We start from the raw sequence: 24,945 nt of genomic DNA, 5'->3' as shown, positions 1-24,945 counted from the left end.
TGCTGTTATATAGAAGTTACTAATTGGATCACACCTCTATTCACTCGTCTGTGAACGATGGATAATCCAGCATATTCAGGTGCTGCTTTCACATTATGAACTACTCTTAATGGGTCGTTGTTTTTTATAAGTGTTAAAGACATAACTGTTCTGATTTTTTAATTACGGTACAAATATGCGGTCTTATCAAAGTCTAAAACCCAGTATTTCGACGAGATGAAATATGCTGTAGACGAGTGGTAAGAAAATAACTTTTAACCAGATTATGGGTTGAATATGTGTTCTGCTTTCTTTTGAGCAGCTCGCTTTCGCGAAAGCGGAATAAAAACCGTCTTTATATAGAGATTACAACGTCTTCATAAAGAACAACTTTTTCTGATTGAGGTCGCTGAACTGACGTTTTTGCAAAATGAACCTCTTTGAATCGACCAAATGTATAGTCGAATGGTAGATAGCCACAGATTAACTCGGCTGGAAGTGGTTATAAATTGCAACTGTAAATAATCCCACAATGAAAAAGTTAGTTTTCCTTATTATCGTATTGATCAGCGCGACGTCTTATGCACAAGATATGAGTGCCGGTTTTACTTACTTAGAAACTGGTAAATACAGCGAGGCGCAAGAGTTTTTTGCCACCATTCTTGAAAGCTATCCTAATAATAAGACGGCTAGACTTTGCTACGGTCGTGCTTTAGGACTTAACGGTCATACGGTTCAGGCAAAAGAGTTGTTTACAAAACTACAAGCAGATTATCTTACGGACTTTGAAGTGTCCTTGAATGTAGCCGAATCACTGTTGTGGAATAAAGATTATGAAGATGCAAAAACCATGTATGTGAATTTGGTGCAGCAAGATTCCACTAGTTTTCCTGCGACTTTAGGCTATGCCAACACCTTATCTAACTTAAAAGAATATGACAACGCCTTATTATATGTGAATAAAGCCCTTGTGATCCTGCCTGGAAATGCAAATGCTATGGTTTCTAGAAAATATATGAGGTTAGGAAAAGCGGCTCAGGTTTTGGTATTTCAAGATTATAAGACAGCCATTGCGTTATTAGAACAAAATTTACAAGATTTTCCAAACGATCATGATTCTACTATGTCACTAGCAAACGTTTATGTAACGAGCCAAGATTTTGAAAAAGCAAATGCGGTGTACAGCAGTTTAGAAAATCCAGTAACTGGTCTTATAGGTCAGTCACTCGTAGCACATTTGATGCGAAAAGATAAAAACGCTCTAGAACTTGCCACTAAAGCTACTGAACTTGCACAAAACGATTCTATAAAAATGATGGACAGTCAGGAACGATATGTACAAGCCTTAATCTGGAACGGTAAATACAAGCAAGCAAGAACACATATTGATTCACTAACCGATCAATTAGGAACTAATAGCCGTATGGTTGCGTTGAGCGCATCACTTTCTATGTATACTGGAAAAATCAATAAAAGTATTGATTATTACAAAGCTATTCTCGCAAAAGACAGTACTTCTTTTACTGGTAATCTAGGAATAGCCAACGCCTACAGAGGTCAAGGAAATCTTGCCAGAGCTTATGAATATGCTCAAATAACATTGAGCTATTATCCAGAACAAAAAGATGCCAAAGCATTGATCGGCATCATAGATAATTCTTTAACGCCATCTGTAAATACTACTGCGGCTTACACGAGAGATAACGGCGATAACGAAGCTTATGGAGCTAGCATCAACACTACGATTCCGTTTTCTGATCGATTTACGACTAGTTTAAATTACAGTTATAGAACGACTGAAAACATGACACAAGGTAATATGGCAAACAACACCAATATCGTGTTAGGTTCTAAATACCGAATCAAAAACAACACCTGGATTGAGAATACAGTAGGTTTTACCAAAGCAGATGCAGACACTAATAGCTATACAGATGTTAACGGTTCTATTTTCTTAAAAACACAACCTTTTGCTTTACAAAATCTAGAAATAGGTTACAGCCGCGAACTACAAAATTTTAACGCTGCGCTGATAGACGAAAAGATTTTCTTGAATAACTACATGCTCAATTATAATATGGGAACGACTTTTAATCTTGGATGGTACACAGGATTGATGCATACACAACAAACCGATGGTAACTCTAGAAACTTATTATTTACTTCTTTGTACTACACCTTTACTAAATCTCCAGCCTTAAAAGGCGGCATCAATTACCAATACTTGAGTTATGCAGAGCAAATCCCTGAGCAATACTTTAGCCCAAGTAAATACCAAGCCGTTGAAGCATTTCTAGATCTTAATGGAACTGCCGGAAAATGGAATTACAATGCCAATGTCGCTGGTGGATACCAATTTGTAGAAAACGACGACGCGACTACCTTATTAAGAGCAGAAGCAAGAGCAACGTACAGCTTTTCGCCAAGATTACAATTAGGCGCTTATGGAAAATACAGCAACATCGCCAGCGCCACAGCCGCAGGTTTTGAGTTTACTGAAGTAGGTATTAGTTTAAGATTGTTAGTTGGTAAAGGGAAATTGTTTCAATTTTAAGAGGTTGTTTGTCTGAGCGCATAAGTCTTTAATTGTCAGTCTGAGCTTGTCAAAGATGTTTTTATACTGATTGAGCTGTAATGATACTGCTTTTAAAGAAAATCGCATCAACACATTAGCTCCTTTTAAAATCTCCAAATTTGCTGTACAATAACAGAGTTGCATAACTTATATTTAGTTTGTTATGACTTTAAGTACTATGGGTTTATCCTGATTTTAAGGTGGATAAAGTGTATATTTGAGTAGATAGAACACGTTGTACACCATTTAAGAAAAACGCAGAATTGAATCAAGAAATCAAAATATCACGTTCGGACTTAATCGCAAAATGCGACCAATATCTGAATGGAGAAATTAAAGAAAAGGATTTTGAAAATTATGCGTGGAATCTAATAACCGAAGAACACATTGATTGGGAAGATGATGTTATATCTGACATCATTTATCAATGGGACAGTCCAGAAATTAACTTTCCGATTACGAAACAGAACATAAGACTTTGGAAACACCAATTGGAAACGGATGAGGATTTATTAGTGGATTATAATTTGTGGAATGTACATATCGACAGACAAAAAAAGATTTGTGAAAAATACGAGTCTAAATGGAATCCGATAAATAAAAAACTGAAAGTTGGAATCGGCTCGGACTTAAATGCTGACCCAATTCACGGATTAAGACATCCAGAAGAAAAAGGAATTACAGGTTGGTACATATGGACAGGAGAATATTCGGAATCTGAAGATTTTTTCCAACCAATGTGTGCGGAACATTTACTTCAAATTCGACCTGAATTAATTAAATATTTCGGACTTGACGTTGGATATCGTTTCTTAATTGACAAAAAGGAATATGAAGATGTTTGGTTTGACGAAAAACTAATAACAACTGAATAAAAAAACGGTGTACAACAATGGCTATAAGTAATTGCTTGTTTTCGCTTACTTCTGAAAATCCTCGCGGATTTTCAGTTTGGTGTGTACTTGCAAAGTTAAGTGCTAACCCACGCAACTACTCATAGCCGAGACCGTCAGACTGTCTCAAAACTCTCCCATTCTGCTTGATATTTATATCGATTTTTCCGATATTTATATATGGAATACTTGCAAAAAGAGTCGCGCAGTCAGCTCACTTTATACACCACATGCCTAGATGACATGATTGCCGCTGATAATACCGTTAGGGCTATTGACACCTTTGTAGACAGTCTCGATTTAGAACATCTAGGCTTTGCATCACTAGCATCTCAAGGAAGACCACCTTATGATCCAGCAGATCTTCTCAAACTCTTCATCTATGGCTACATGAACCGCATGAGATCCTCTAGAAGACTAGAACTGGAATGCAATCGCAACATCGAGCTCATCTGGTTGCTAGGCAATCTCAAACCAGACCACAACACCATCTCTAGGTTTAGAAAAAACAACCCCAAAGCCATTAAACGCGTCTTTAGAGCCACCGTGAGTATCGCCCAAAACCACAACCTGATAGGCGCCACCTTAATCGCTGGAGACTCCACTAAACTCAGAGCTCAAAACAGCAAGAAAAACAATTACAACCTCAAAAAAGTAGCCCGACACATCGAGTACATCGATAAAAAATTAGAGGAGCATAATACCGCTCTTGCAAAAGCGGACAACGACCAAGAAAAGCAAGACCACAAAGACCAAATCGACAAGCACAACAAACAGCGCAAGCGTTACGAAGGAATCAATAAAACGCTGAAGGAAGATACCACGACCGAAAATCCGCAGTTGTCCACCAGCGATCCAGATAGCAGGCACCAAATTACTCGTGGGATGATCACAGAAGTATGCTACACCGCACAAACCACGGTAGATGCTGACCATAAAGTACTCCTAGATTATAAAGTTACTAACGAGAATGATAAAAAAGCGATGGGAAACATGCTGCGCAGAGCAAAATCCATCCTTAAAACCAACCAATTCACCGCTCTCTACGACAAAGGCTATCACACGGGCAGCGAGTTTAAAACAGCACACGATTTAGGTATCGATACCCTAGTAGCCATACCAGCTATAGGACGTAAAAGTCAAGCGCCCGATCCAGCTTATAACGTAGAACATTTTAAATACGATAAAGCATCTGACAGCTATCAATGTCCGCAAGGTCACGAGCTTAAAAGCAATGGAAACTGGTACAAAGCACGTAATTATAAGTTTAAGCAATATAAGAGTAGCGCCTGTAAAAGCTGCCCAGTCAGGTCGCTATGCACCACATCAAAAGCAAACGGTAAAATAGTCCAGCGTAGTGAATACAAACAGTACATAGAAGCTAATTTTAAACGAGTACAACAACAACCAGAGATCTATAAAAAAAGACAAGCCATCGTAGAACATCCATATGGCACCATAAAGCGCCAATGGGGTTTTGATCACATTATTACTAAAAAAGGAATCCAGAACGCCAGTGCAGATTTTGGCCTCATCGCTATCGCATACAACCTCAAAAGAATCCTAAACATCATAAAAGAGCAAGGAAAACTAGCCTTTATACTTAATAAACAACGCCATAAAGCCATTTTTAAGCTCCTATCAACATTTTTAAGCCTTTTCAAACCAAAAATAATCTTACCAACTCACTTTCTCAAAATCCATTCACTTCACTTTTCTAACGTATATTTAAACTGAAATCACGCAGTTTTGAGACGAACTGCCGTTGTGTGTGAGCTGACAAACCAATGAACATTAAAGATAAATTAATAAATTTTCAATACCAATACAGCCGAATTTTTACTTTCGGTTTGAATAGGAAAAAGTTTGTGTGCTTACCGAAAAGTAATAGCTTATTTGCATCAAATAATTCAAGAAATACATTTATTGCACTCGGATTTACGTTATTTTCTTGTGGACTCTTTTTTTCTGGAATTATCGAAGGTTTTATAAACGGAAATGAAATTTCAACGGAATTTATACTTGTGTTTTTTGTTGTTCATCCAATTGCAGCGACTATCGGATTAAGACAATTTTTGTGGCTGATTAATGGACGACAAGAATTGCGAATTGAAAAAGGAAAAATGACTTTAAGTAAAAAAGGAACTTTTCTAACTAAAACACAAAGTTTTGAATTGAAACACGTAGAAAATATTCGGAATGAAACCCAAGAAAACTCATTATCGACTTATGACAAAACATTGCGGAATATCGCTCTGAATAGAAAATTACTTTTTGGTCATATAATGGGAGAAATAATATTTAAGTATAAAGGAAAGAAAGTCAAATTATTTAATGAACTGACGGAAAATCAAAAAGCGGAATTGATAACTGAAATTAATAATCTGAAAGAAAAGCCTACACACAACACAGTATAAAATTAATTGCTAGTTATAGCCTACTTACTAAAATCCTCGCAGATTTTCTATTCGGTTTTTATTTGCTAAATTAAGTGCTTAAAACACCCAACAAACCATATACAAATCGTTGTGCTACATTATGACAAAAAACTTGCTAATAATATTTTCACTATTTATCTCAACTTCAGGATTTGCTTGTAGCTGCGATTGGGGCGGAAATTTTATCAAAACGGCGAAAAAAGCTGATTTAGTTCTGACGGTTAAAGTAATTGAAGAAAATTTTCATCTTGACAATGGAAAAACTTTTCATTCGCTTGAAGAAACAATAAATGAAACATTAAAAACAGATTATAACGGAACAGCTGAATATTGGCAATCTGTAGATTTAGAAGTTTTATCCGTTATAAAAGGTATATTAAATAAGAGAAAAATAAGACTATTTGGTTCTTTTGGAGGTGCTGTATGCAGATCTGGAATACGACACTTGAAAAAGGGAAAAAGTTATGTGATTGTACCAACTTTATCAAAGTACTCGTTTGATAGGTTTACAAACGAAAAAGAAGACGATTACTTTATGTGGGGTTGTTCAGAAACTTCGATAGAATATAAATCAAAGTCGGATAAAGTTTATGGACAAATTAAAGGAAAATCTAACAGAAGGAAAGAAATTGAGTACAAATACGAAAAACTAATCAAAAGAATAACGTAGGACGACAAAGTGCTGTGGTAAAAAATAAGTGAAATCTGCTTTATTTCATCACTAGAGTATTTCTGTAAGAATCATCATAAATGTATCCTGATTTTGCAATGGCAAAGGCTTGTTTTAAAAGCCAAATCTAAATAACAATTTAGGCCAATTTCTATTACAAGAATATAGTAAAATTTAAAAATTTGGCTTTAGCTTTATCCGAAAATACTTTTCTAATTTGCACGCTGCAAGTAAAATAAAAAATGCGCATAATTTGAACCAAACCATATGAAAAGAATATCATTATTGATTTTAATAGTTACTATTTTAAGTTGCAAAACTGAAAAAAAACAGGAATCTGAAAAAGAAATTAGCGAAATTGACAATGCTGAATTAATTGAAATTTATGAAAACGACCAAAATGACCGAAAAACTGACAACATAAATTGGCAAGAATTAAACAAAAGAGACAGTTTAAGAAGAGTAAGAGTAAATGAAATTATAGCCTTGAATAAAATTAAAACTGCGAAAGATTACAAGAATGCTGCAATGGTTTTTCAACACGGAAACGATTCTACTGATTATGGAAAAGCAGTAAGGTTAATGAAAAAAGCCATTGACTTGGATTCAACAATTAACAAATGGCTTCTTGCAGCAACAACTGACAGATATTTATTAAGCAAAGGAGAACCACAAATTTACGGGACTCAATTTTATAAAGAAGGAGACGAACCTTGGATACTATCAGAAATTGATACGACACAAATAACCGATGCTGAACGAATTGAATACGGAGTAGAAACTTTAGCGGAACAAAGGTTACAAGTTATAAAAATGAATAGTGAAAATCAAGGTCACGGACATTAAATAACTATGCACGACAACTTATACGGCTTATAGCTAGTCAGTTGCTTAATTGAAGTAAGGTATATTTGGAAAGTCGCCAAATTTTTAAATTTGACTTAATTAAAAAGATTAAAATAATTAACAAAATTTAAAATTCGGCTTTAGCTCAATCTGAAAAGTATCATTTACAATTGCCCTTATTTTCTTATACTAGACCTTTGTTACCAATTAAAAAAGAATGCTCGGAATTCCTACTTATAAACCAAAATTCTATAATTCAGCAGAGAGTTTTAGAATAGAATTTGACAAAATCTTATTTGAACTTATAGGAAAGAGCATAGACCGATTTTGGATAATGTGGAACACAAAAGAAAACGAATGGCTGACAGATGGACCAATAGTTCTCGAAATTGAGGGAAAAAGATTTGAATTTACTGCTTATAAATTGGACGAATTTAGCTTAACAATTAATTCGTTTGAATTGACTGATAAACTGGATTGGTATGGATTGGAAAAAGAAATGCCTTTAGTTTGGAAAAAAGACGGAAAATCGGAGTTGACTAAAAACTTGAATAAGCCAATTATAGGAATCAATATTCTAACCTACAATTTTTTGAGTCAATCAGTAGAAACTGGAGAAAAATATGAGACCGGAGATATACTTACTGGAATAGAATTCGTGTTAGAAAAAGAATCGGAATCTGATAATGATAATTTTTTTTCCATTCATAATGGACTTGATCAAAACGCATTATCAACAACTGAAATTCAATACCAAAATCAAATAAAACGAATAAAAATAACTGTTTAAAACAAAGCACTGCAGCATAAAACTACTAAAACCTGCTTCAATTTATCCCCAAAGTACTTTCATATGAATGATCGCAAATGAAGGAATTTCGATCGCAGCATTGTATCTAGTAAACTTACCATTTTGTTGAAAGTTTTAAGAAAAAGTTCGAACTGAATAGTATTATTTTTGCTTTTTCAGTAAGCAACTTACTTATAACCATAAGACAAAGATTCCTACAATGACGAGAATACAACATATAGAAAACGAACTAGTAGACCTGAGATCTCAATTAAAGAATCATAAGCTTTATAACAACCTCAAAAACATAGAGGATATTAAAGTTTTTATGGAAAATCATGTGTTTGCTGTTTGGGATTTTATGTCTTTATTAAAAACTCTTCAAGTAAATCTTACTAATGTTAACTCACCATGGACTCCGCCAGAAAACCCAGTCCTATCGAGATTTATCAATGAAATAGTGCATGGTGAAGAAAGCGATGTAAACGAGCTAGGAGAACCTAAAAGTCATTTTGAAATGTATCTGGAAGCCATGCAGCAAATGGATGCTTCTACGAGTGAAATAGATGCATTTATCAATCATATAAAATCAGGACAATCGGTAAATTTTGCCTTGAATGAAATAGGCATTGAGGAAAAAATAGCAGATTTTGTAAAGTTCACCTTCTCTATTATCGAGACTAATAAAATGCACCTAGTAGCGTCTGCATTTACCTTTGGACGTGAAGATGTAATTCCTGATATGTTTCTAGAAATTCTAGAAAATGCTGAGCAAAAAGACCATCAATACAGCAAGATCAATTATTACCTCAATAGACATATTGAGCTGGATGGCGATGAGCACGGACCATTATCGCTAGAAATGGTTGCAGAATTGTGTCAGGACGATGACCAAAAATGGAATGAAACACTCATAGTTGCTAAGCAATCTTTAGAAAAGCGCATTCAGCTTTGGGATGCCATTACAGATTTAATTCAGCACAAGAAAACTGCTTCTCACGCAGCGATAGCATAAATTTTTACAATTATTTTTCTGTGTTGGCTTTATCTTTTACGCGCCTATTTTCACGATAATAAGGAGAATAGAAGAGAAGATTTACATACTTGAACGCTTTTTAATTTTATAGAAATCGGTCGTGTTCTATCGATTTTTTGAACTCGTGAAACTTTTAATAATTTTTATTCTGATCTCGCTTTCGCGAAAGCGGAACTTATTTCATCCTATTCTTTAAAATACAATATTGATATTACACCCTATTTTTTATAGGGTATAAATACATATATCGTATTATTTTAAACCTCATACCCTATAAAATTTAGTAATTACTTTCATATTTATATAAAATAAACCAACTTAGCCCTTTAATTTAAAAAACACCAACATGGTTGTAGGGATTCCTAAAGAGATAAAAAATAACGAAAGCAGAGTAGGAATTACTCCTGCAGGAGTTTTTGAACTAGTTAAAGACAATCATACGGTTTATGTACAAAAAAGTGCTGGAGAAGGAAGTGGTTTTTCTGATGAGGATTATGAAGGTGCCGGCGCTGTTATTCTAGATCACATTGAAGAAGTGTACGACAGTAGTGAGATGATCGTAAAGGTTAAAGAACCTATCGCCGAGGAGTATGATTTAATAAAAGAAGGACAACTAGTTTTTACCTATTTTCATTTTGCATCAAGCGAGCCTTTAACTAAGGCGATGATAAAATCAAAAGCCGTTTGCATTGCTTATGAAACTGTAGAAGATGCCGATGGTACGTTACCACTCCTTACACCTATGTCAGAGGTTGCAGGTAGACTTGCAATACAACAAGGAGCAAAATACTTAGAGAAACCGGTAAAAGGTCGTGGCGTGCTTTTAGGTGGTGTTCCGGGAGTTGCTCCTGGTAAGGTATTGGTTTTGGGAGCTGGAGTGGTAGGAATTCAAGCAGCAAAAATGGCTGCTGGTTTAGGAGCTCATGTTACCATAATGGATATCAACATGAAGCGTTTAAGGTATGTAAATGATGTCATGCCACCACACGTAGTTACAGAGTTTTCAAATGAATTTAATATTAGAAAACACATTAAAACGCATGATTTGATCATAGGTGGCGTATTGCTTAAAGGGGCAAAAGCTCCAAATCTTATCACAAGAGACATGCTTAAAGAAATGCGTCCAGGAACCGTGATTGTAGATGTAGCGGTAGATCAAGGTGGCTGCGTAGAAACTACACGTCCTACTACTCATGAAGATCCTGTGTACATTATTGATGATGTAGTACATTATACGGTAGCTAACATGCCTGGCGCAGTTCCATATACTTCAACAGTAGCGCTTACTAATGTCACGCTACCTTATGTATTAAAATTGGCAAAAATGGGATGGGAGAAAGCCTGTGAAAAAGATGCCACATTGCGATCTGGATTAAATATCGTTTCTGGAAAGGTGGTTTATCAAGAACTTAATGATGCTTTTGGATGGTAAAACAAATTACTTGTTCCTACCTCAACCTTACATCCATTTTTTCTCACTAAAAATAACTTGGTTATTTACTGTATTGATTAGGTGATCCAGCTGGTCTTCCTTGAAATACCTCAATCCTCTTGTGCCACCAGCAGTGTGTAATTTAAAATGTGCTTCTCGCCTACGTTTTAAAAATACGCTACGCCATTTTTCTACTGCCTGAGTTTTGAAAACTGGCGAGATAATAGTCTGCGGAAAAATCCAACCCTTTTTAAAAACCACAAAATCGTCATCTTTTATGACTTTACTGCTTTTCCCATACATATAAGCGGCAAGTACGAGTAAAATCAAAACAATGATTAATGGTACAATTGCGACATATTGTTCAAAATAATAAGCGACAGCCATGATCGGAAAAATAATAGTAGATGCTATATAAAACCTCAATCGTGCATAAGAATAAGGATTGCAATGTAATTCCTGTTCTGTCGCTTCAATAGAATCTTCAAAAATCAAATTTTGCAACATGATTCGATGCTCTTTTTTATATGCGGGAACAGATACGCTTCCTAATTTGCTATCTGTGGACTGGGCTTGATAAATATGGGCGGTTTTAAAACCTAGTAGCTTACGCAACGGATTAGAATGAAACTCCAATACTTGGACTTTACTTAAAGGAATTTTGACTTCTTTTTTATTGAGCAGCCCCATTTTCACCTCAAGATCATCACCTTTTTTAACGATACTAAAATCCCAATACTTATTGAAAGCTAACACCATACTTATGATGACCGAGAAGAATAAAAATAAAATCAAAAAGCTCACCGCAATTCCTGCACTGGCACTGGAAATAATGTTTTCCCAAGAAAATTCTTCCATATAATCAGAGAAAAACCCTTGCAAAATATCATTTACCTGATACCAGCCTCCAAAAGCAACTCCTATAGCTAGACCACCACTTTTCAAATGGTTTTGAGTAATACCTACTTTTAAAATGTCTAGAAAACCTAGTTTTAAAATGACAGTTTCTGGAGCTGTGGTTCTTTTTTTGGTAGCTGCTGCATTTACTGTTTCAGTAGTAACTGTTTGTGATTCGTCTGAAGCAGATGTTTCTTCTACTTCTTCAAGATTAATTTCTTCTGTGATTTCTTCTTTGCGTTCTTGTAATAATTCTTTGAACTGACTTGCAAAAACTTTATCGAGTCCAGGAATTTCTAATTCTTTTGCTTTAGAACCTGCTGTTTCCACTTCTAGAGAAACTATTCCTAGAATACGCTGTACTACATTTTGATTGATATTGATAGACTGAATACGCTCCAGAGGTATAGATTTGCGCTCTTTTTGTAAGAGCCCTTTCTGGATAATAAGCTCGTTTTCTTCTATATGGAAAGTAAAATATATGTATTTGAGTACTGGTGAAATTAACGAGACTACTGCAATAAAAATAATAAACATGGTAATATAAGATCCATACTGACTGCTAGATCTACTGCCTAACATAGCAAATACGAAATATAGGAACAATCCCTTAAAACTTTTAAATAAGTAAAAGAGAATGATTTTCTTGCTCTGTCGTTGCGGCGTGGTTAAATCAAGCATGAGCAGATAGTTTTCCAGAAATATATTCTTTGAGTTTTGCAGCTTCTTTAGGATCGAGACCACTGATGCTTAAATCGCTAGAGCTACCACCAGCAGTAAAAATATCCAGCTGACACAATTTAAATAAACGATCAATAGGACCATGATTAATTTCTGTGTGCTGTATTCTATTGAATGGAACGGTAATTTGACTGTGAAACAACCAGCCTTTTCTATAGGTGATGTCTTTTTCTCTTAAAATATAACCTCTTACAAAATACTCTTTATAGGACATAAAAATACTCGCTATGAGTAAAAACACCCATAAACCACCTGTGATCTTCCAGATCCATGAGTGATCTGGCACTGTAAAATAAGGTACCACAACACCGGCTAATAATGGCACAAAAACAAGCACCTTAGCTATTAATTTTTTGTTCAAAAACCGCTTGGGATGCTTTTGAAAGTCTGTTTCTTCTATATTTGGTAACTCTGCTGCGAGGATGGTATCGTTAGTCATAATACTTTATATGTAGAATAAAGTTACTATTTGTTACGCTTTCGCGAAAGCGGAATCACAACAATCTATGAGCTAAATTAAATTCTACTGTGAAATAGTAAGCCCGAATTGCAATCTACCGCCTTCATCACCATGGAAATAGGAGAAACTAGAACTGAATAATCCTGTCATACTCAGCTGAAAACCTGCACCATAACTATTGTGAAATCGTGCACTACTTGTATTATTTAACCATACTTTACCGATGTCATAACCTATATAAGGAGTCATGCGTAGAGGCAATAATTTAGTTTTCATCGGTTTTAAGTCAAAAATCAAATCTCCGCTAGCGTTCATGGCATAATTTGCAGCAAAGCGCTCTGTTCTAAAACTACGCAATCCATTATCTGCTCCTAAAACGGCTGCTTGATAAAAATAAGGGTCGTCCCCTATTCTAGTTTGGGCGGCGAGATTTGTTTTAAGCACTATCGTGCGGTTGTCATTCATGGCATTCCAGAAAGTCACATCAGGATCGATATGAAAGAAATACCTTCTGTTAGATAGATCATCTGTAAAGCCAGTTTTTGCGGTGAAAAGCATACCACGCGTCGGGAATCTATCGTTATCTGTACTCTTATATTGATAATTAACATGGAGATTAAGATAGTCATCTCGCAACTGTGTTATTCTCGTTGCTGCTGGTATATTGCCATCTGTTTCTACTGCTTGGTGTCCTATTCCTAGATCAAATGTACTCCCATAATGACCTATTTTAATGAGATGAAATCCTGCTTCCTGACGTTGCAATTGTATGCGATTTGCATCATAATTAGTATCACGATCAAATTCTGAATCATTTCCATACCCAAAAAAGTTCTCTGTATAATTGTTAGTAGTAATAAGTCCTTTAAATTCCAGATTCCAATGTCCTAAAGCGTTTCCAAGTCCAGAAAAAACATCAAATTTTGCAGCTTGAGTAAGAGAAAAATATTGTGCTTTAAAACCATACATAGAAGAATATGGGTTGCGTTCATAACCCAATTTAGATTTAGTGAATCCTATAGATGGTGCAAAACCATGATCTGGATTATAGGGTAACTCCAGATGTGGTTGACTAGAAGTCGAGGGCACTTTCTCCGTATCATAGTGATTGATCTCGTAGTCATCTCTAAAAACTACTTTAGCACCATTTTTTCTATCCAGCCCATTATCTTCAGATTTATAATCAAATAAAGAAATAGCTGCGCCGTTTTCAATTTTATAAACATCGTCACCTTTCCCTCCAGATATTACGATCTTAATCAAATCATCGCCTTCTCCTTTAACCTCAAAAACATCGTCATCGTCTAATCCATAAATCCAGATTTCTTTTGTGAGTTTTTGAACAAAAGTTCTAGAAAACAATAAGGTTCCTTTTTCTCCATCCTTAATACGATGGGCTTCTATCGTTGTTATACCGTTAGGTAATCTTGTAATCGTAAAGTAGTCGTCTTTATCGGTTCCTTTAAGAGTTTGAAATTTTAAAAAATGATGGTAATATCGATCTACAATATCTGGCAGATTCTCTTTACGTGCCAAAAAGTCTTCCTGAGTTTGTTGCCATAAATCATCTTTTACCTCATCTGGCATTTCGTTAAATGCTTTGGATACTACATCTGGCGTGATGTGTTTCTGAATATATGCCACTTCTTCCTTCCACAGTTCTAAGTCACTGCTTTGTAAAATAGCTCGGTCTAGTTTTATAGCACTCTGACTGAATTGTTCTATGTGCTTTATATTAGGCCCATAAACGCCAAATTGCCTCGCGCCCTTCATCCATTTTCTCATAAAGTCCAGCAAATCCCCATCAAATCTTGCAAAAACTTGATCGCGATCTCTAGGAATCGCAATAAAATCTACTTTCTCGTCATCTTTTGGATCGACGATCTCAGCCCATCGCCACTGGTCTTCATGCCTGTCCCAATCGCCTAAAAGCATGTCAAAAATACGAGCGCGTATAAACATGCGTTCATCAACTCTGTTTTTTTCGTCTTCTCTTATTTTATCAAAAAGATCTTGCGTGCTTTCCACATCTTGATTATTTCCAAACATGTGAGTACTATTAAAAGAATCGTCTGGTTTTTCTACGATCATGTATAATCGATCTCCATGAGTGGCATTAAAATCTCCTAAAGTCTCCTGTTTAGGCACATAAAATAATTTGGGATGTGTGTGTTTCAAATCTATGGCTCCTGCCAGTCTAGGGACAGCAAACGCACCATAAGGATGTGCTGCGGTATAAAAATCTCTTATCAACTCCTGCGGGAATGTACCGCCAAAATATTTATCCACATCAACAGCTCCAAAGCCGGCACTTTTTAAAAACTGTATAGCATCTTTTTCAAGAGCTCTCATATTAAATTCCCTGTCCAGACTATCCACAAGTCGCAATCCCTGAGTCTGATTACCGCCGCCAGCGCGTTCTACTTTTAGACCGCCGTACAAAGTATCTAGCATCACTACAGGTGCTTTGACATCAATACCGTATAAATTGCGGTAGTGTTTACCGTAAAACTGCTCGTACTCCTTGTCTTTGGTCGTTTCTTCCTTAGTATAAACGGAAGCTTTTTTAAATTTCTCGGTAATTGTAGGAAGTGAGTCTGTGTTGTAGGTTCTCGCTTTCGCGAAAGCGTCACCAGCATAAATCTCCTCCACTGTTCCATTTGCTACTTGATAGAAAAACACCTTAGAAGATTTGTCTTTATAAATTCTAAGCTCTGCATAACCACGCTCGCCGCTACTCAAAACGCCTTTTTTTCCTAAACTGGCATAACCTTCTTCTACGGAAGTTCCAGAAACAATTTGTTTGATATGATCATGATCAATAAATTGAAGCGTTTTTTCATGAGCACTTACAAAAAAGACACGTTCAAGATCAGTACTTGCAGCTTTTATTTCTTCCATTAACTCATTCATTAATGGGTTATATCGATCCTGACGAGAAACGCCACCTTGAGCTCTTATAAAACTCCAGGCACTACCCAATATTGGTACATAAAAATTCTCTATACTAGGCTGATAGATATTCTCTACACCCATTTGTCCACCGTAAACGCCATTAGAATACAATGGATGGTGCATGGCAACGATTACAGTTTTATGTCGTTGCTTGCGCATCTCGTCTGCCAGAACAGTAATGAATTTTTCTCTTGTATTGATCTCGCATTTATCGTTAAAATCGGGATTCTTATTCCAGTCTTCTATGTACCATTGAGAATCTACGATAAAAAGATGCATGGTATCTGAAATCTCAATCTCTTCCATGGGACAACCATTTTCTGGTTGAAATGCCTCGTCGTTATCTAGGACATCTTCCACCATTTCTTCTATATTCTTAAGGCCTTTTAAACCTTCATCATTCCAGTCTTCATTACCTGCAAGAACGTAAATGTTGCTATGGAGTTCTTTGATCATTTCCAGCTTCATTTTAAAAGCCTTCTTATCTTTTTCGTCTTTGTCTTTACGATTGAAGTTTTCTGAATCTACGTTATCTCCTAGGATAAGAGTAAAATCTTCTTTTTTACTTCTAGACTTGATGTGTTGGATAATGGCTTTAAAATTTGCATCTGGTGCGTCACTAGAATTAAGGTTACCTAATAAGTAAAAGCTGCGGTATTCTGAAGTAGTATTTTCAGTTAATTGATGTCTATCTTGATCTATTTGTAGTGACTTTACCGCACATGAGGTAAAGAAAATCAATGATAAGGTGATTACAATATTTAAAGGAAGTTTATTATTCATATTATTCTATAACAAACAAATGTATCAAGATTCATTTCTGAAAAATGCTAGTATTGTCTTAAAAGAAATACTGAAAACACTATATCTAAACAATTGTTACAATAAAATTATATAGATTACTATATATCAGATATTTATAATGTTTTTAAATAATAAATAAATCAAATTTTGAACAGACTTTTATTTAACAAAAGAACTTTTATAAAGATTAAAAAACGCTTTACAAATCGAACTATAATTGATTCTTGGTCATTTATTTAAAAAGATAAAATAAGGAAAAATCAGCAATCTGATAACGCAACATTTACTGCAAGTCCACCTTCACTGGTTTCTTTATATTTAGTATTCATGTCTTGTGCCGTTTGCCACATAGTTTCAATAACCTTATCTAGAGGTACTTTTGCGTTTTTGGCGTCGTTGTCTAGTGCCATTTCGCAAGCATTGATTGCTTTTATCGCTCCCATGGCATTGCGTTCGATGCATGGTATTTGTACTAAACCTCCTATAGGATCGCAAGTAAGTCCTAAATGGTGTTCCATTGCGATCTCGCTAGCCATTAAGACTTGGGCAGGTGTTCCTCCCATAAGCTCTGTTAACGCACCTGCTGCCATGGCGCTGCTCACTCCTATTTCTGCCTGGCAACCGCCCATTGCTGCACTTATTGTTGCTCCTTTTTTGAACAAAGCTCCTATTTCACCAGCGACTAACAAGAATTTTTTTACATCGTCAAAGTTGGCATCATGGTTCTCAATAGTCATGTAATACAACATTACCGCAGGAATAACACCAGCACTTCCGTTAGTAGGAGCAGTTACTACTCTCCCTAAAGAAGCGTTAACTTCATTTACTGCCAGCGCATAACAAGAAACCCATTTTAATATTTCTCTGAATTTCACTTCAGTATTGCGTATGGCTTCTACCCATTCTTCTTTGTTAGAATAAGGCTTTCCTTTTTGCAACCTCTCATGTGTATCAAAAGCACGTCTGCGTACTTTAAGTCCACCAGGAAGAATACCTTCTGTATGACAACCTGTGTAAACAGAATCTAACATTACATCCCAGATAGCTTTTAATTTCTCATCAATAACCTCTGGCGTGTTCAAGTACTCTTCATTTTCCAGTACGATTTGAGAAACCGATTTATTTTCTCTTTCACAATAGGCTAATAATTCGGTCGCTTTAGAAATCGGTCGTGGGAAACATTCAAATAGAGCAACTTTTCTTGCAGATCGCTTACGTTCCTTTTGAATAAAAAAACCGCCACCAATACTAAAGTACGTTTCAAAAACGGTTTTACCATCTTTTAAAACAGCCTTGAATCGCATACCATTAGGATGATATGGTAAAAAGTTTCGATTAAAATGAATTTGCGTTTTAGGATCAAACGGTATGAAATACACGCCGTCTAACTGAAGTATTTTCTGCTGGTTGATATAATCTATTATTTCTGGAATCTCTTCAATGCTGCAGGTAACAGGATCTGCATTTGTTAATCCTAGAATACAAGCAAGATCTGTGGCGTGCCCTTTTCCAGTTAAAGAAAGAGATCCATAAAGATCTACTTCTATAGACTCAACTTGTGACAATCTGTTTTTATCACGTAGCTTTTTTAAAAAATCTCTCGCCGCTTGCCACGGTCCAAGCGTATGCGAACTAGAAGGTCCAACGCCTATTTTAAGCATGTCAAAAACGCTTATGGCTTCAATTTTAGGAGGATTTTGAGACATAGATGGTTGTAAAATCTGCTGTTTAATTATAGAACAAAGATAATTGGAAATATTGAGGTAATTGTTGTGTTTATCTCGCTTTCGCGAAAGCGGAAACGAAAAATAAACTGAAATCAATAAAGATAACTTAAGCACCAGCCGATCAATGATAAATTTGGAAATCGCTCTTTTCTATGGTTTAATATTTCTATTCAAATTTTCTAGGATGACAATGACGATTATGACAGTAAAAATGACATCATGTCATTACAAATGGCATGGCATAAACATTGACTTATGGAAGACGTAAATAAATAGAAAATAAAAATTAAAATAAATTTATAATGAGTAAAATAATAGGAATAGACTTAGGTACGACTAACAGTTGTGTTTCTGTAATGGAAGGTAGCGAGCCTGTAGTAATCCCTAATTCTGAAGGTAAAAGAACAACTCCTTCTGTAATTGCCTTTGTAGAAGGTGGTGAAATTAAGGTAGGTGATCCTGCAAAAAGACAGGCAGTAACTAACCCAACTAAAACGGTTGCTTCTGTAAAGCGTTTCATGGGGAACAAATTCAGTGAATCTTCAAATGAAGCTGGTCGCGTACCTTATAAAGTAGTAAAAGGTGATAACGATACACCACGTGTTGATATCGATGGACGTCTTTACACACCACAAGAATTAAGTGCTATGATTCTTCAAAAAATGAAGAAAACGGCTGAAGATTATTTAGGAACTGAAGTAACTGGAGCAGTAATTACTGTACCTGCTTACTTTAACGATTCTCAACGTCAAGCGACTAAAGAAGCTGGTGAAATCGCAGGTCTTAAAGTAGAGCGTATTATTAATGAGCCTACTGCTGCAGCACTAGCTTATGGATTAGATAAAAAAGATACAGACCAGAAGGTTGTAGTATTTGACTTTGGAGGTGGAACGCATGACGTTTCAATCCTTGAATTAGGTGATGGAGTCTTTGAAGTACTTTCTACTGATGGAGACACACACTTAGGTGGTGATGATGTAGATCAAAAAATCATTGATTGGCTAGCAGATGAGTTTAAAGCTGCTGAAGATATCGATCTAAGAAAAGATCCTATGGCGTTACAACGTCTTAAGGAAGCTGCTGAAAAAGCAAAGATTGAACTTTCTTCAAGCGCGCAAACTGAGATCAACTTGCCATATGTTACTGCAACAGCAAGCGGACCTAAACACTTAGTAAAAACACTTACTAAATCTAGTTTTGAGAAATTAATTTCTGACTTAGTAAAAAGAACTATTGAGCCGTGTCAAACAGCTTTAAAAAGCGCCGGACTTTCTACTGGAGATATCGATGAGATTATCCTTGTAGGTGGATCAACTCGTATTCCTGCAGTACAGGAAGCTGTAGAGAAATTCTTCGGTAAAGCACCATCTAAAGGTGTGAATCCTGATGAGGTTGTAGCAATAGGTGCTGCGATCCAAGGTGGAGTTCTTACAGGAGATGTAAAAGACGTTCTTTTACTTGATGTAACACCTCTTTCTTTAGGAATTGAAACTATGGGTGGAGTTATGACTAAGTTAATCGAGTCTAACACAACGATCCCAACTAAGAAATCTCAAGTATTTTCTACGGCTGCAGATAATCAACCAAGTGTTGAGATTCACGTAATCCAAGGAGAACGATCTATGGCGACTGATAATAAAACCATAGGTAGATTTCACTTAGATGGTATTGCACCAGCAAGAAGAGGTACACCACAAATTGAAGTAACCTTTGACATTGATGCAAATGGTATCATCAAAGTAAGTGCAGAAGATAAAGCGACTGGTAAGAAGCAAGACATACGTATCGAGGCATCTTCTGGACTTTCTGAAGAAGAAATCGAGAAAATGAAGCAAGATGCAGCTGCAAATGCTGATGCTGATAAAAAAGCAAAAGAAACAGCTGATAAATTAAATAGTGCAGACCAATTGATTTTCCAAACGGAACAACAGTTAGAAGAATTTGGCGATAAACTTCCTGAAGACAAGAAAGCTCCTATTACTGAGGCGCTAGAAGAGTTGAAGAAAGCTTATGAAACTAAAGATATTGCATTAATTGATCCTGCTTTAGAGAAGTTAAATAATGTATGGACCGCAGCAAGTGCAGATATGGCACAAGCAGCGCAAGCTCAAGGTGGACAGCCTGGACCTGATGCAGGAGCTCAAGAAGCGTCTGGAGATGACACTAGCGATGTAGAAGACGTAGACTTCGAAGAAGTGAAATAAGCAGAACGTTAGTTTTGCGTGAGCAAAACTCTACGTATCGCTTATCCCAAACAAGCGGTAGCGCAGATTTGGGATCTGCTTTTATAAAACGAAAGACTCTGATTAATTTCAGAGTCTTTTTTTTTATAATCTTAATTAAGTTTACAGTGCCAGTGACAGTAAACAGTTATTTTTAAAAATCCCTGAACCTTTGGTTTGGGGATTTTTTTGTTTTTATAAATATGAAATGAACGTAAAATCTGATAGTTTTTGTTCAAATTATTTTTCATGTTCAGTCTTAATTTGGGTATTTATACTGATGTAAATAAACTGATTTACAGTTAGTTTTACATCATATTAACCCTATAAATCTCAAATTATGACCTCACCACTTCAAGTAAGTTTTAGAGTAGTCGGTTTGTACTGTTACATGGAAAATCTCCAGTTGACAGATGTTACTGAAAACTCTACGGTAAAGGAAGTCATGGATTCTATTCAAAGAAAGAATCCGGCTTTTAGTTACAAATCTATGATCCTAAGAAAAGGACAGCCAGATGAAAAAGAAATCGTAGATGAAATCACTTATGATTTTTCTGCTTCCTCTCAATTACCTTACAATACTTCTGGAAGGCCAGATGATGGCGTTAGAGATCTAACAGGTTCCTTATCTTCTACATCATTGGTATGGCAGTATTATCGATCTGCAACGGGATCTGTAAATGGTGCTGTTTGTGAATTAAAATTATTTTCTCAAGGACAGCCATCCTTTGCAAATACACCATTAAATATGAATGATCCTTTCTTTGGTCGCTTTCCCGATTCATTTCAATTAAGCACCTATAATTTAACATGGAGACTTGTTCAAATTCAAATGACACCAGAAAAACAAGCCGAATTTATGCAGGCAAAGGCGGAAGCAATTGCATCTGGATCTTATTAAAAACTATGAATTCTAATAATTAAAAGATGGGTGTTACGTAATGTATCACCCATTTTATTTTTAATACTAAAATAAAAAACCGTTACTCATGAAATCTACCAACCTATTAATCAGTTTCGTATTTATTATTCTTCTTACGAGTTGTAAAAAAGAAATAAAAGAAAAACCCATTATAGAAACAGAGGAGGAAATCGTAGTAGATACTCCTATTTTCAGTTTTTCTTTTACAGGATGCAATAGAATAGACAGAGGCGATCAATCTACCGCCAATCCTTCCACCGCAAATACCTATGTTTTAAAACGTGTTTTATTTGAAATTGCTCAAAAAGAAGAACAACCAGAACTATTCTTTTTTTTAGGAGATCTAGTTCTTGCCGAAAGTACGAACGCAAAACTCAATAGTCAGTTAAGCGCTTGGGATGCTATTTATAAAGAACAAGAAATAAGTAACTCAGGAATAGAAATGGTAGCCATACCTGGTAATCATGAGATGCTCTACTCTGTTGAGGTTAGTGAAAACGACTGGCATGAATTTCCCTTAAAAGGAAGCACAGATATCTGGCTTCAACATATGAAAGATTACCTGCCAGATGGTCGAGTTACAGCTCCAGACACTTTAGGGCTAGACAACCGTCTTAGTTTTAGTTTTACAAGACATAATGTAGGCTTTGTAGTTCTAAATTCAGATACTTATAATCCGCCTAGCAAAACAGATATATATGGAAAAGAAGGACAAATACCGGTAAAATGGGTTAACGATCAAGTAACAAGCTTCAAAAACAATCCTTCGATAGAACACATTTTTGTTGTCACCCATCGACCGTATTATGTGGATGGAAATCCCGACACTTCACATGGTGGTTTACCACAAGGACCTGATGTGTGGCCTACTTTTGAGGAAAATAAGGTTGTTGCTTTGCTTTCCGCTCATAAACACGACTACCAGCGCGTGCAGCCTATCAATGAAAAACTAGGTGGTGGAACCTATCAAGTTATCGCTGGAAATGGAGGTAGCTCGGGAGAAGCAGCTTTTTTTGGTTATAGTACTATAACGGTAATGAAAAGTGGTAATCTCGTTTTAAACTCAGTTGGTTTTGATAAAGGAATGCCTTACACAGCTTCGGTTCCTAATAATCCTACGACTTCGCGTGATAGTATTGTATTGACTTGGGAAGAAAATCCTTCTAAATATTATTCACTTACACAAAGCAAAAAGAATTAAAAAATAGCTGCACATATAAAAAACACTTATCGTTATGGAGTTATTGGTGTTCCGCTTTCGCGAAAGCGGAAAAAATTTAAAAGCAGTAAACCTAAATTTTATTATGTACGATATCTAAAATTAAAATTATGAATACACCAAATATCGATTTAACAACACTAGCGATTAAATCAAATGGAAGTTCTATTCCTGATGAATTTCAAGTAAGTTCTGTAGTCGTCAAAAAAGAATTGAACCGTATTTCAAAAGCTGAGATTACATTATTAGATGGAAGTGCAGAAACAGAACAATTTCCTGCAAGCGATTCCAGCACATTTGTTCCTGGTACTGAAATAATTATAGAAGCAGGTTATAATGATAGCAATAAGTCCATATTTGAAGGTATCGTAATAGGTCAAAGGCTTCAAATTGATCAAGAACAAGGCTCTTTATTGATAGTAGAATGTTATGATAAAGCAATAAAAATGACGGTAGGACAAAACAGCAGGTCTTTTTTTAATCAAACCGATAGTGATATTCTTACTACTCTAATTAATAATAACGGTCTTACAGCATCTGTGTCTTCTACCGAAGTAAAGTGGCAACAGCAAGTGCAACATAACGCAACTGATTGGGATTATTTGTTATCTAGAGCTGCTGCAAATAGTTTACTAATAACTAATAGCAACGGAAGGGTTACCGCACAAAAACCAGATAAGAATACCAGTTCTGTACTTACCGCTGCTTATGGTGAAAGCATATTTGAAATTGATATCAACTTAAATGCAAGTGATCAATTAAGTTCTGTAAAAGCAAGCAGCTGGGATTACAAAGACCAAGCGCAACTATCATCAACAACTAAGAATACATATTCTGGTCCTGGCAATTTGTCGTCCACTCAATTATCTAACGTGATAGACCTTGAAGATTATAATTTACAAACTACTGCAGTATTAGATCAAAAAGAACTAACCAACTGGACGCAAGCACAACTGCTTAAAAGTAATTATTCCAAAATCCAAGGAGAAGTAAAAATTCAAGGCACCTCTTCTATCGAGCCGCTAAATTATATAACATTAAACGGTATAGGCGATCGTTTTAGTGGTGATCACCTTGTCTCCAATGTAACGCATTATATAGAATCAGGTGTATGGGTAACAAAAGTTTCCATAGGACTCTTAGAAAAGTACCTTTACAAAACAATAATTAATGATACCCATGCATCTGGCTTAATTCCTGCGATGAAAGGTTTATTTAACGGTATAGTGAAACAAATAGATGGTGATCCAGATCATCAATATAGAATTTTAGTAGACGTTCCATTGATGGATAACACAGGAAATGGATTATGGGCACGATATTCTAATTTTTATGCATCAAATAATGCAGGAGCGTTATTTCTTCCAGAAATAGGAGATGAAGTCGTTTTGGGATGTTTAAATGAAGATCCTAGGTCTATTGTCATTTTAGGTAGTTTATACAGTAATCCTAAGAATAGTCCTGATAAAAATCTTACGCTTGATAATAACAACACTGTCAAGGCACTGGTTACTAAGTCAGGATTGCGTTTAGAATTTCATGAAAATGATAATGAAATCCTAATTGCAACACCGAATGAAAACAGTATCGTTTTAAGCGATAAAGAGAAAAACATTTCCATAAAAGATCAAAACGATAACAAATTTACCTTATCCGATAAAGGTATTAGCATGACAAGTCCTAAAGATATTTCTATTGAAGCAAATGGAAAATTATCTCTTAAAGGCGATCAAGGAGTTGAGATGATGGCAAACGGTGGTGATGTAAAAACCTCTGGAATAAATATCAATCAAAGAGCAGATATGAGTTACACTGCAAATGCGACTCAAGCCAGAATTGAAGGAGATGCAGAATTGACTCTCAAAGGAGCTATGGTAATGATCAACTAATCAAAAAAAGATATATAATATGCCACCAGCAGCAAGAATTACCGATTTTCATGAATGTCCAATGCAAACACCTGGAACTCCTCCTATACCACATGTAGGTGGTCCTATAATCGGACCAGGTGAACCTACGGTTTTGATAGGGCAATTACCTGCCGCTTGTGTAGGTGATACACTTATTTGTGTAGGACCTCCAGATGTAATTGTAAAAGGATCTTCCACAGTTACTATCGGTGGTAGACCTGCTGCAAGGCTTGGAGATACAACTGCTCACGGTGGTAAAATCCTTCTAGGAGCAATGAATGTAATGATAGGTGGTTGATCATTTTTTAGTGGGATTGTATTCCGCTTTCGCGAAAGCGCATTTCACAAACATTGTTTGAAGACATTTTAATTTGGGTATTTATACATATTGACTGGTACTTGAATCCTGCTTAATTTTAACCATTATAA

Annotated in this window: 19 protein-coding genes; 14 read left to right on the top strand and 5 right to left on the bottom strand. The window is 35.8% G+C overall.

Going from position 1 to position 24,945, the window contains the following annotated elements; translation table 11 throughout:
• Window positions 1-5: 5 nt before the first annotated feature.
• Window positions 6-143, bottom strand: coding sequence for a hypothetical protein (locus tag DDD_RS18030; RefSeq protein ID WP_015363370.1), 138 nt, complete (start codon window positions 141-143; stop codon window positions 6-8).
• A gap of 368 nt (window positions 144-511) precedes the next feature.
• On the opposite strand from DDD_RS18030, the gene DDD_RS13020 reads away from it, so the two are divergent.
• From DDD_RS13020 to ald, 9 genes are all read left to right on the top strand, one after another.
• Window positions 512-2,533 (top strand): tetratricopeptide repeat protein, encoded by a 2,022-nt coding sequence (locus tag DDD_RS13020; protein ID WP_015363369.1) that lies wholly within the window; start codon window positions 512-514, stop codon window positions 2,531-2,533.
• Window positions 2,534-2,817: 284 nt separating this feature from the next.
• Complete coding sequence (locus DDD_RS17330) at window positions 2,818-3,429, top strand: immunity protein Imm33 domain-containing protein (RefSeq protein WP_015363368.1); 612 nt, start codon at window positions 2,818-2,820, stop codon at window positions 3,427-3,429.
• Between the two features lie 198 nt (window positions 3,430-3,627).
• Window positions 3,628-5,184 carry an IS1182 family transposase gene (locus DDD_RS13010; protein ID WP_015363367.1) on the top strand — a complete coding sequence of 519 codons (1,557 nt, stop codon included), beginning with the start codon at window positions 3,628-3,630 and terminating at the stop codon, window positions 5,182-5,184.
• 50 nt (window positions 5,185-5,234) lie between these two features.
• Complete coding sequence (locus DDD_RS13005; protein WP_015363366.1) at window positions 5,235-5,864, top strand: hypothetical protein; 630 nt, start codon at window positions 5,235-5,237, stop codon at window positions 5,862-5,864.
• 121 nt (window positions 5,865-5,985) lie between these two features.
• The gene (locus DDD_RS13000; protein WP_015363365.1) at window positions 5,986-6,555 is read left to right on the top strand and encodes a hypothetical protein; all 570 of its coding nucleotides are present in this window, start codon (window positions 5,986-5,988) and stop codon (window positions 6,553-6,555) included.
• A 267-nt stretch (window positions 6,556-6,822) separates the two neighbouring features.
• Complete coding sequence (locus DDD_RS12995) at window positions 6,823-7,401, top strand: DUF6624 domain-containing protein (protein WP_015363364.1); 579 nt, start codon at window positions 6,823-6,825, stop codon at window positions 7,399-7,401.
• A gap of 217 nt (window positions 7,402-7,618) precedes the next feature.
• The gene (locus tag DDD_RS12990) at window positions 7,619-8,191 is read left to right on the top strand and encodes a hypothetical protein (protein ID WP_015363363.1); all 573 of its coding nucleotides are present in this window, start codon (window positions 7,619-7,621) and stop codon (window positions 8,189-8,191) included.
• A gap of 220 nt (window positions 8,192-8,411) precedes the next feature.
• Entirely contained in the window at window positions 8,412-9,206 is a 795-nt protein-coding gene (locus DDD_RS12985; RefSeq protein WP_015363362.1) for a DUF3050 domain-containing protein, read from the top strand.
• Between the two features lie 367 nt (window positions 9,207-9,573).
• Complete coding sequence (gene ald, locus DDD_RS12980) at window positions 9,574-10,659, top strand: alanine dehydrogenase (protein ID WP_015363361.1); 1,086 nt, start codon at window positions 9,574-9,576, stop codon at window positions 10,657-10,659.
• Window positions 10,660-10,686: 27 nt separating this feature from the next.
• Here the strand turns inward: ald and DDD_RS12975 are convergent, their stop codons facing one another.
• From DDD_RS12975 to DDD_RS12960, 4 genes are all read right to left on the bottom strand, one after another.
• Window positions 10,687-12,237 (bottom strand): PH domain-containing protein, encoded by a 1,551-nt coding sequence (locus DDD_RS12975; RefSeq protein ID WP_041567162.1) that lies wholly within the window; start codon window positions 12,235-12,237, stop codon window positions 10,687-10,689.
• Window positions 12,230-12,736: a PH domain-containing protein gene (locus DDD_RS12970; protein ID WP_015363359.1), complete on the bottom strand. Its 507-nt coding sequence runs from the start codon at window positions 12,734-12,736 to the stop codon at window positions 12,230-12,232. Before DDD_RS12970 ends, DDD_RS12975 begins: the two co-directional genes overlap by 8 nt.
• 84 nt (window positions 12,737-12,820) lie before the next feature.
• Window positions 12,821-16,495, bottom strand: a complete 3,675-nt coding sequence (locus DDD_RS12965) for a metallophosphoesterase (RefSeq protein WP_015363358.1) — start codon at window positions 16,493-16,495, stop codon at window positions 12,821-12,823.
• Between the two features lie 281 nt (window positions 16,496-16,776).
• Window positions 16,777-18,222 (bottom strand): L-serine ammonia-lyase, encoded by a 1,446-nt coding sequence (locus DDD_RS12960; RefSeq protein WP_041567161.1) that lies wholly within the window; start codon window positions 18,220-18,222, stop codon window positions 16,777-16,779.
• Between the two features lie 323 nt (window positions 18,223-18,545).
• Here DDD_RS12960 and dnaK point away from each other — a divergent pair, with 323 nt between their 5' ends.
• From dnaK to DDD_RS12935, 5 genes are all read left to right on the top strand, one after another.
• Window positions 18,546-20,447: a molecular chaperone DnaK gene (gene dnaK / locus DDD_RS12955; protein ID WP_015363356.1), complete on the top strand. Its 1,902-nt coding sequence runs from the start codon at window positions 18,546-18,548 to the stop codon at window positions 20,445-20,447.
• Window positions 20,448-20,805: 358 nt separating this feature from the next.
• Window positions 20,806-21,366, top strand: coding sequence for a hypothetical protein (locus tag DDD_RS12950; protein WP_015363355.1), 561 nt, complete (start codon window positions 20,806-20,808; stop codon window positions 21,364-21,366).
• A gap of 88 nt (window positions 21,367-21,454) precedes the next feature.
• Window positions 21,455-22,588 (top strand): metallophosphoesterase family protein, encoded by a 1,134-nt coding sequence (locus tag DDD_RS12945; protein ID WP_015363354.1) that lies wholly within the window; start codon window positions 21,455-21,457, stop codon window positions 22,586-22,588.
• 128 nt (window positions 22,589-22,716) lie between these two features.
• The gene (vgrG, locus tag DDD_RS12940; protein ID WP_015363353.1) at window positions 22,717-24,495 is read left to right on the top strand and encodes a type VI secretion system tip protein VgrG; all 1,779 of its coding nucleotides are present in this window, start codon (window positions 22,717-22,719) and stop codon (window positions 24,493-24,495) included.
• 19 nt (window positions 24,496-24,514) lie between these two features.
• Window positions 24,515-24,814 (top strand): PAAR domain-containing protein, encoded by a 300-nt coding sequence (locus tag DDD_RS12935; protein ID WP_015363352.1) that lies wholly within the window; start codon window positions 24,515-24,517, stop codon window positions 24,812-24,814.
• Window positions 24,815-24,945 lie beyond the last annotated feature (131 nt).

The sequence above is a fragment of the Nonlabens dokdonensis DSW-6 genome (assembly GCF_000332115.1).
Taxonomy (GTDB): Bacteria; Bacteroidota; Bacteroidia; order Flavobacteriales; family Flavobacteriaceae; genus Nonlabens; species Nonlabens dokdonensis.
This window is presented reverse-complemented; position numbering and strand designations above follow the sequence as displayed.

Coding starts and splice junctions, on each gene's coding strand:
- dnaK (WP_015363356.1), top strand. CDS start 18,546: ATGAGTAAAATAATAGGAATAGACTTAGGTACGACTAACAGTTGTGTT.
- DDD_RS12990 (WP_015363363.1), top strand. CDS start 7,619: ATGCTCGGAATTCCTACTTATAAACCAAAATTCTATAATTCAGCAGAG.
- DDD_RS13000 (WP_015363365.1), top strand. CDS start 5,986: ATGACAAAAAACTTGCTAATAATATTTTCACTATTTATCTCAACTTCA.
- DDD_RS13010 (WP_015363367.1), top strand. CDS start 3,628: ATGGAATACTTGCAAAAAGAGTCGCGCAGTCAGCTCACTTTATACACC.
- DDD_RS12945 (WP_015363354.1), top strand. CDS start 21,455: ATGAAATCTACCAACCTATTAATCAGTTTCGTATTTATTATTCTTCTT.
- DDD_RS12935 (WP_015363352.1), top strand. CDS start 24,515: ATGCCACCAGCAGCAAGAATTACCGATTTTCATGAATGTCCAATGCAA.
- DDD_RS12985 (WP_015363362.1), top strand. CDS start 8,412: ATGACGAGAATACAACATATAGAAAACGAACTAGTAGACCTGAGATCT.
- DDD_RS12975 (WP_041567162.1), bottom strand. CDS start 12,237: ATGCTTGATTTAACCACGCCGCAACGACAGAGCAAGAAAATCATTCTC.
- DDD_RS13005 (WP_015363366.1), top strand. CDS start 5,235: ATGAACATTAAAGATAAATTAATAAATTTTCAATACCAATACAGCCGA.
- DDD_RS12965 (WP_015363358.1), bottom strand. CDS start 16,495: ATGAATAATAAACTTCCTTTAAATATTGTAATCACCTTATCATTGATT.
- DDD_RS18030 (WP_015363370.1), bottom strand. CDS start 143: ATGTCTTTAACACTTATAAAAAACAACGACCCATTAAGAGTAGTTCAT.
- DDD_RS12960 (WP_041567161.1), bottom strand. CDS start 18,222: ATGTCTCAAAATCCTCCTAAAATTGAAGCCATAAGCGTTTTTGACATG.
- DDD_RS12950 (WP_015363355.1), top strand. CDS start 20,806: ATGACCTCACCACTTCAAGTAAGTTTTAGAGTAGTCGGTTTGTACTGT.
- vgrG (WP_015363353.1), top strand. CDS start 22,717: ATGAATACACCAAATATCGATTTAACAACACTAGCGATTAAATCAAAT.
- DDD_RS12995 (WP_015363364.1), top strand. CDS start 6,823: ATGAAAAGAATATCATTATTGATTTTAATAGTTACTATTTTAAGTTGC.
- DDD_RS13020 (WP_015363369.1), top strand. CDS start 512: ATGAAAAAGTTAGTTTTCCTTATTATCGTATTGATCAGCGCGACGTCT.
- DDD_RS12970 (WP_015363359.1), bottom strand. CDS start 12,736: ATGACTAACGATACCATCCTCGCAGCAGAGTTACCAAATATAGAAGAA.
- ald (WP_015363361.1), top strand. CDS start 9,574: ATGGTTGTAGGGATTCCTAAAGAGATAAAAAATAACGAAAGCAGAGTA.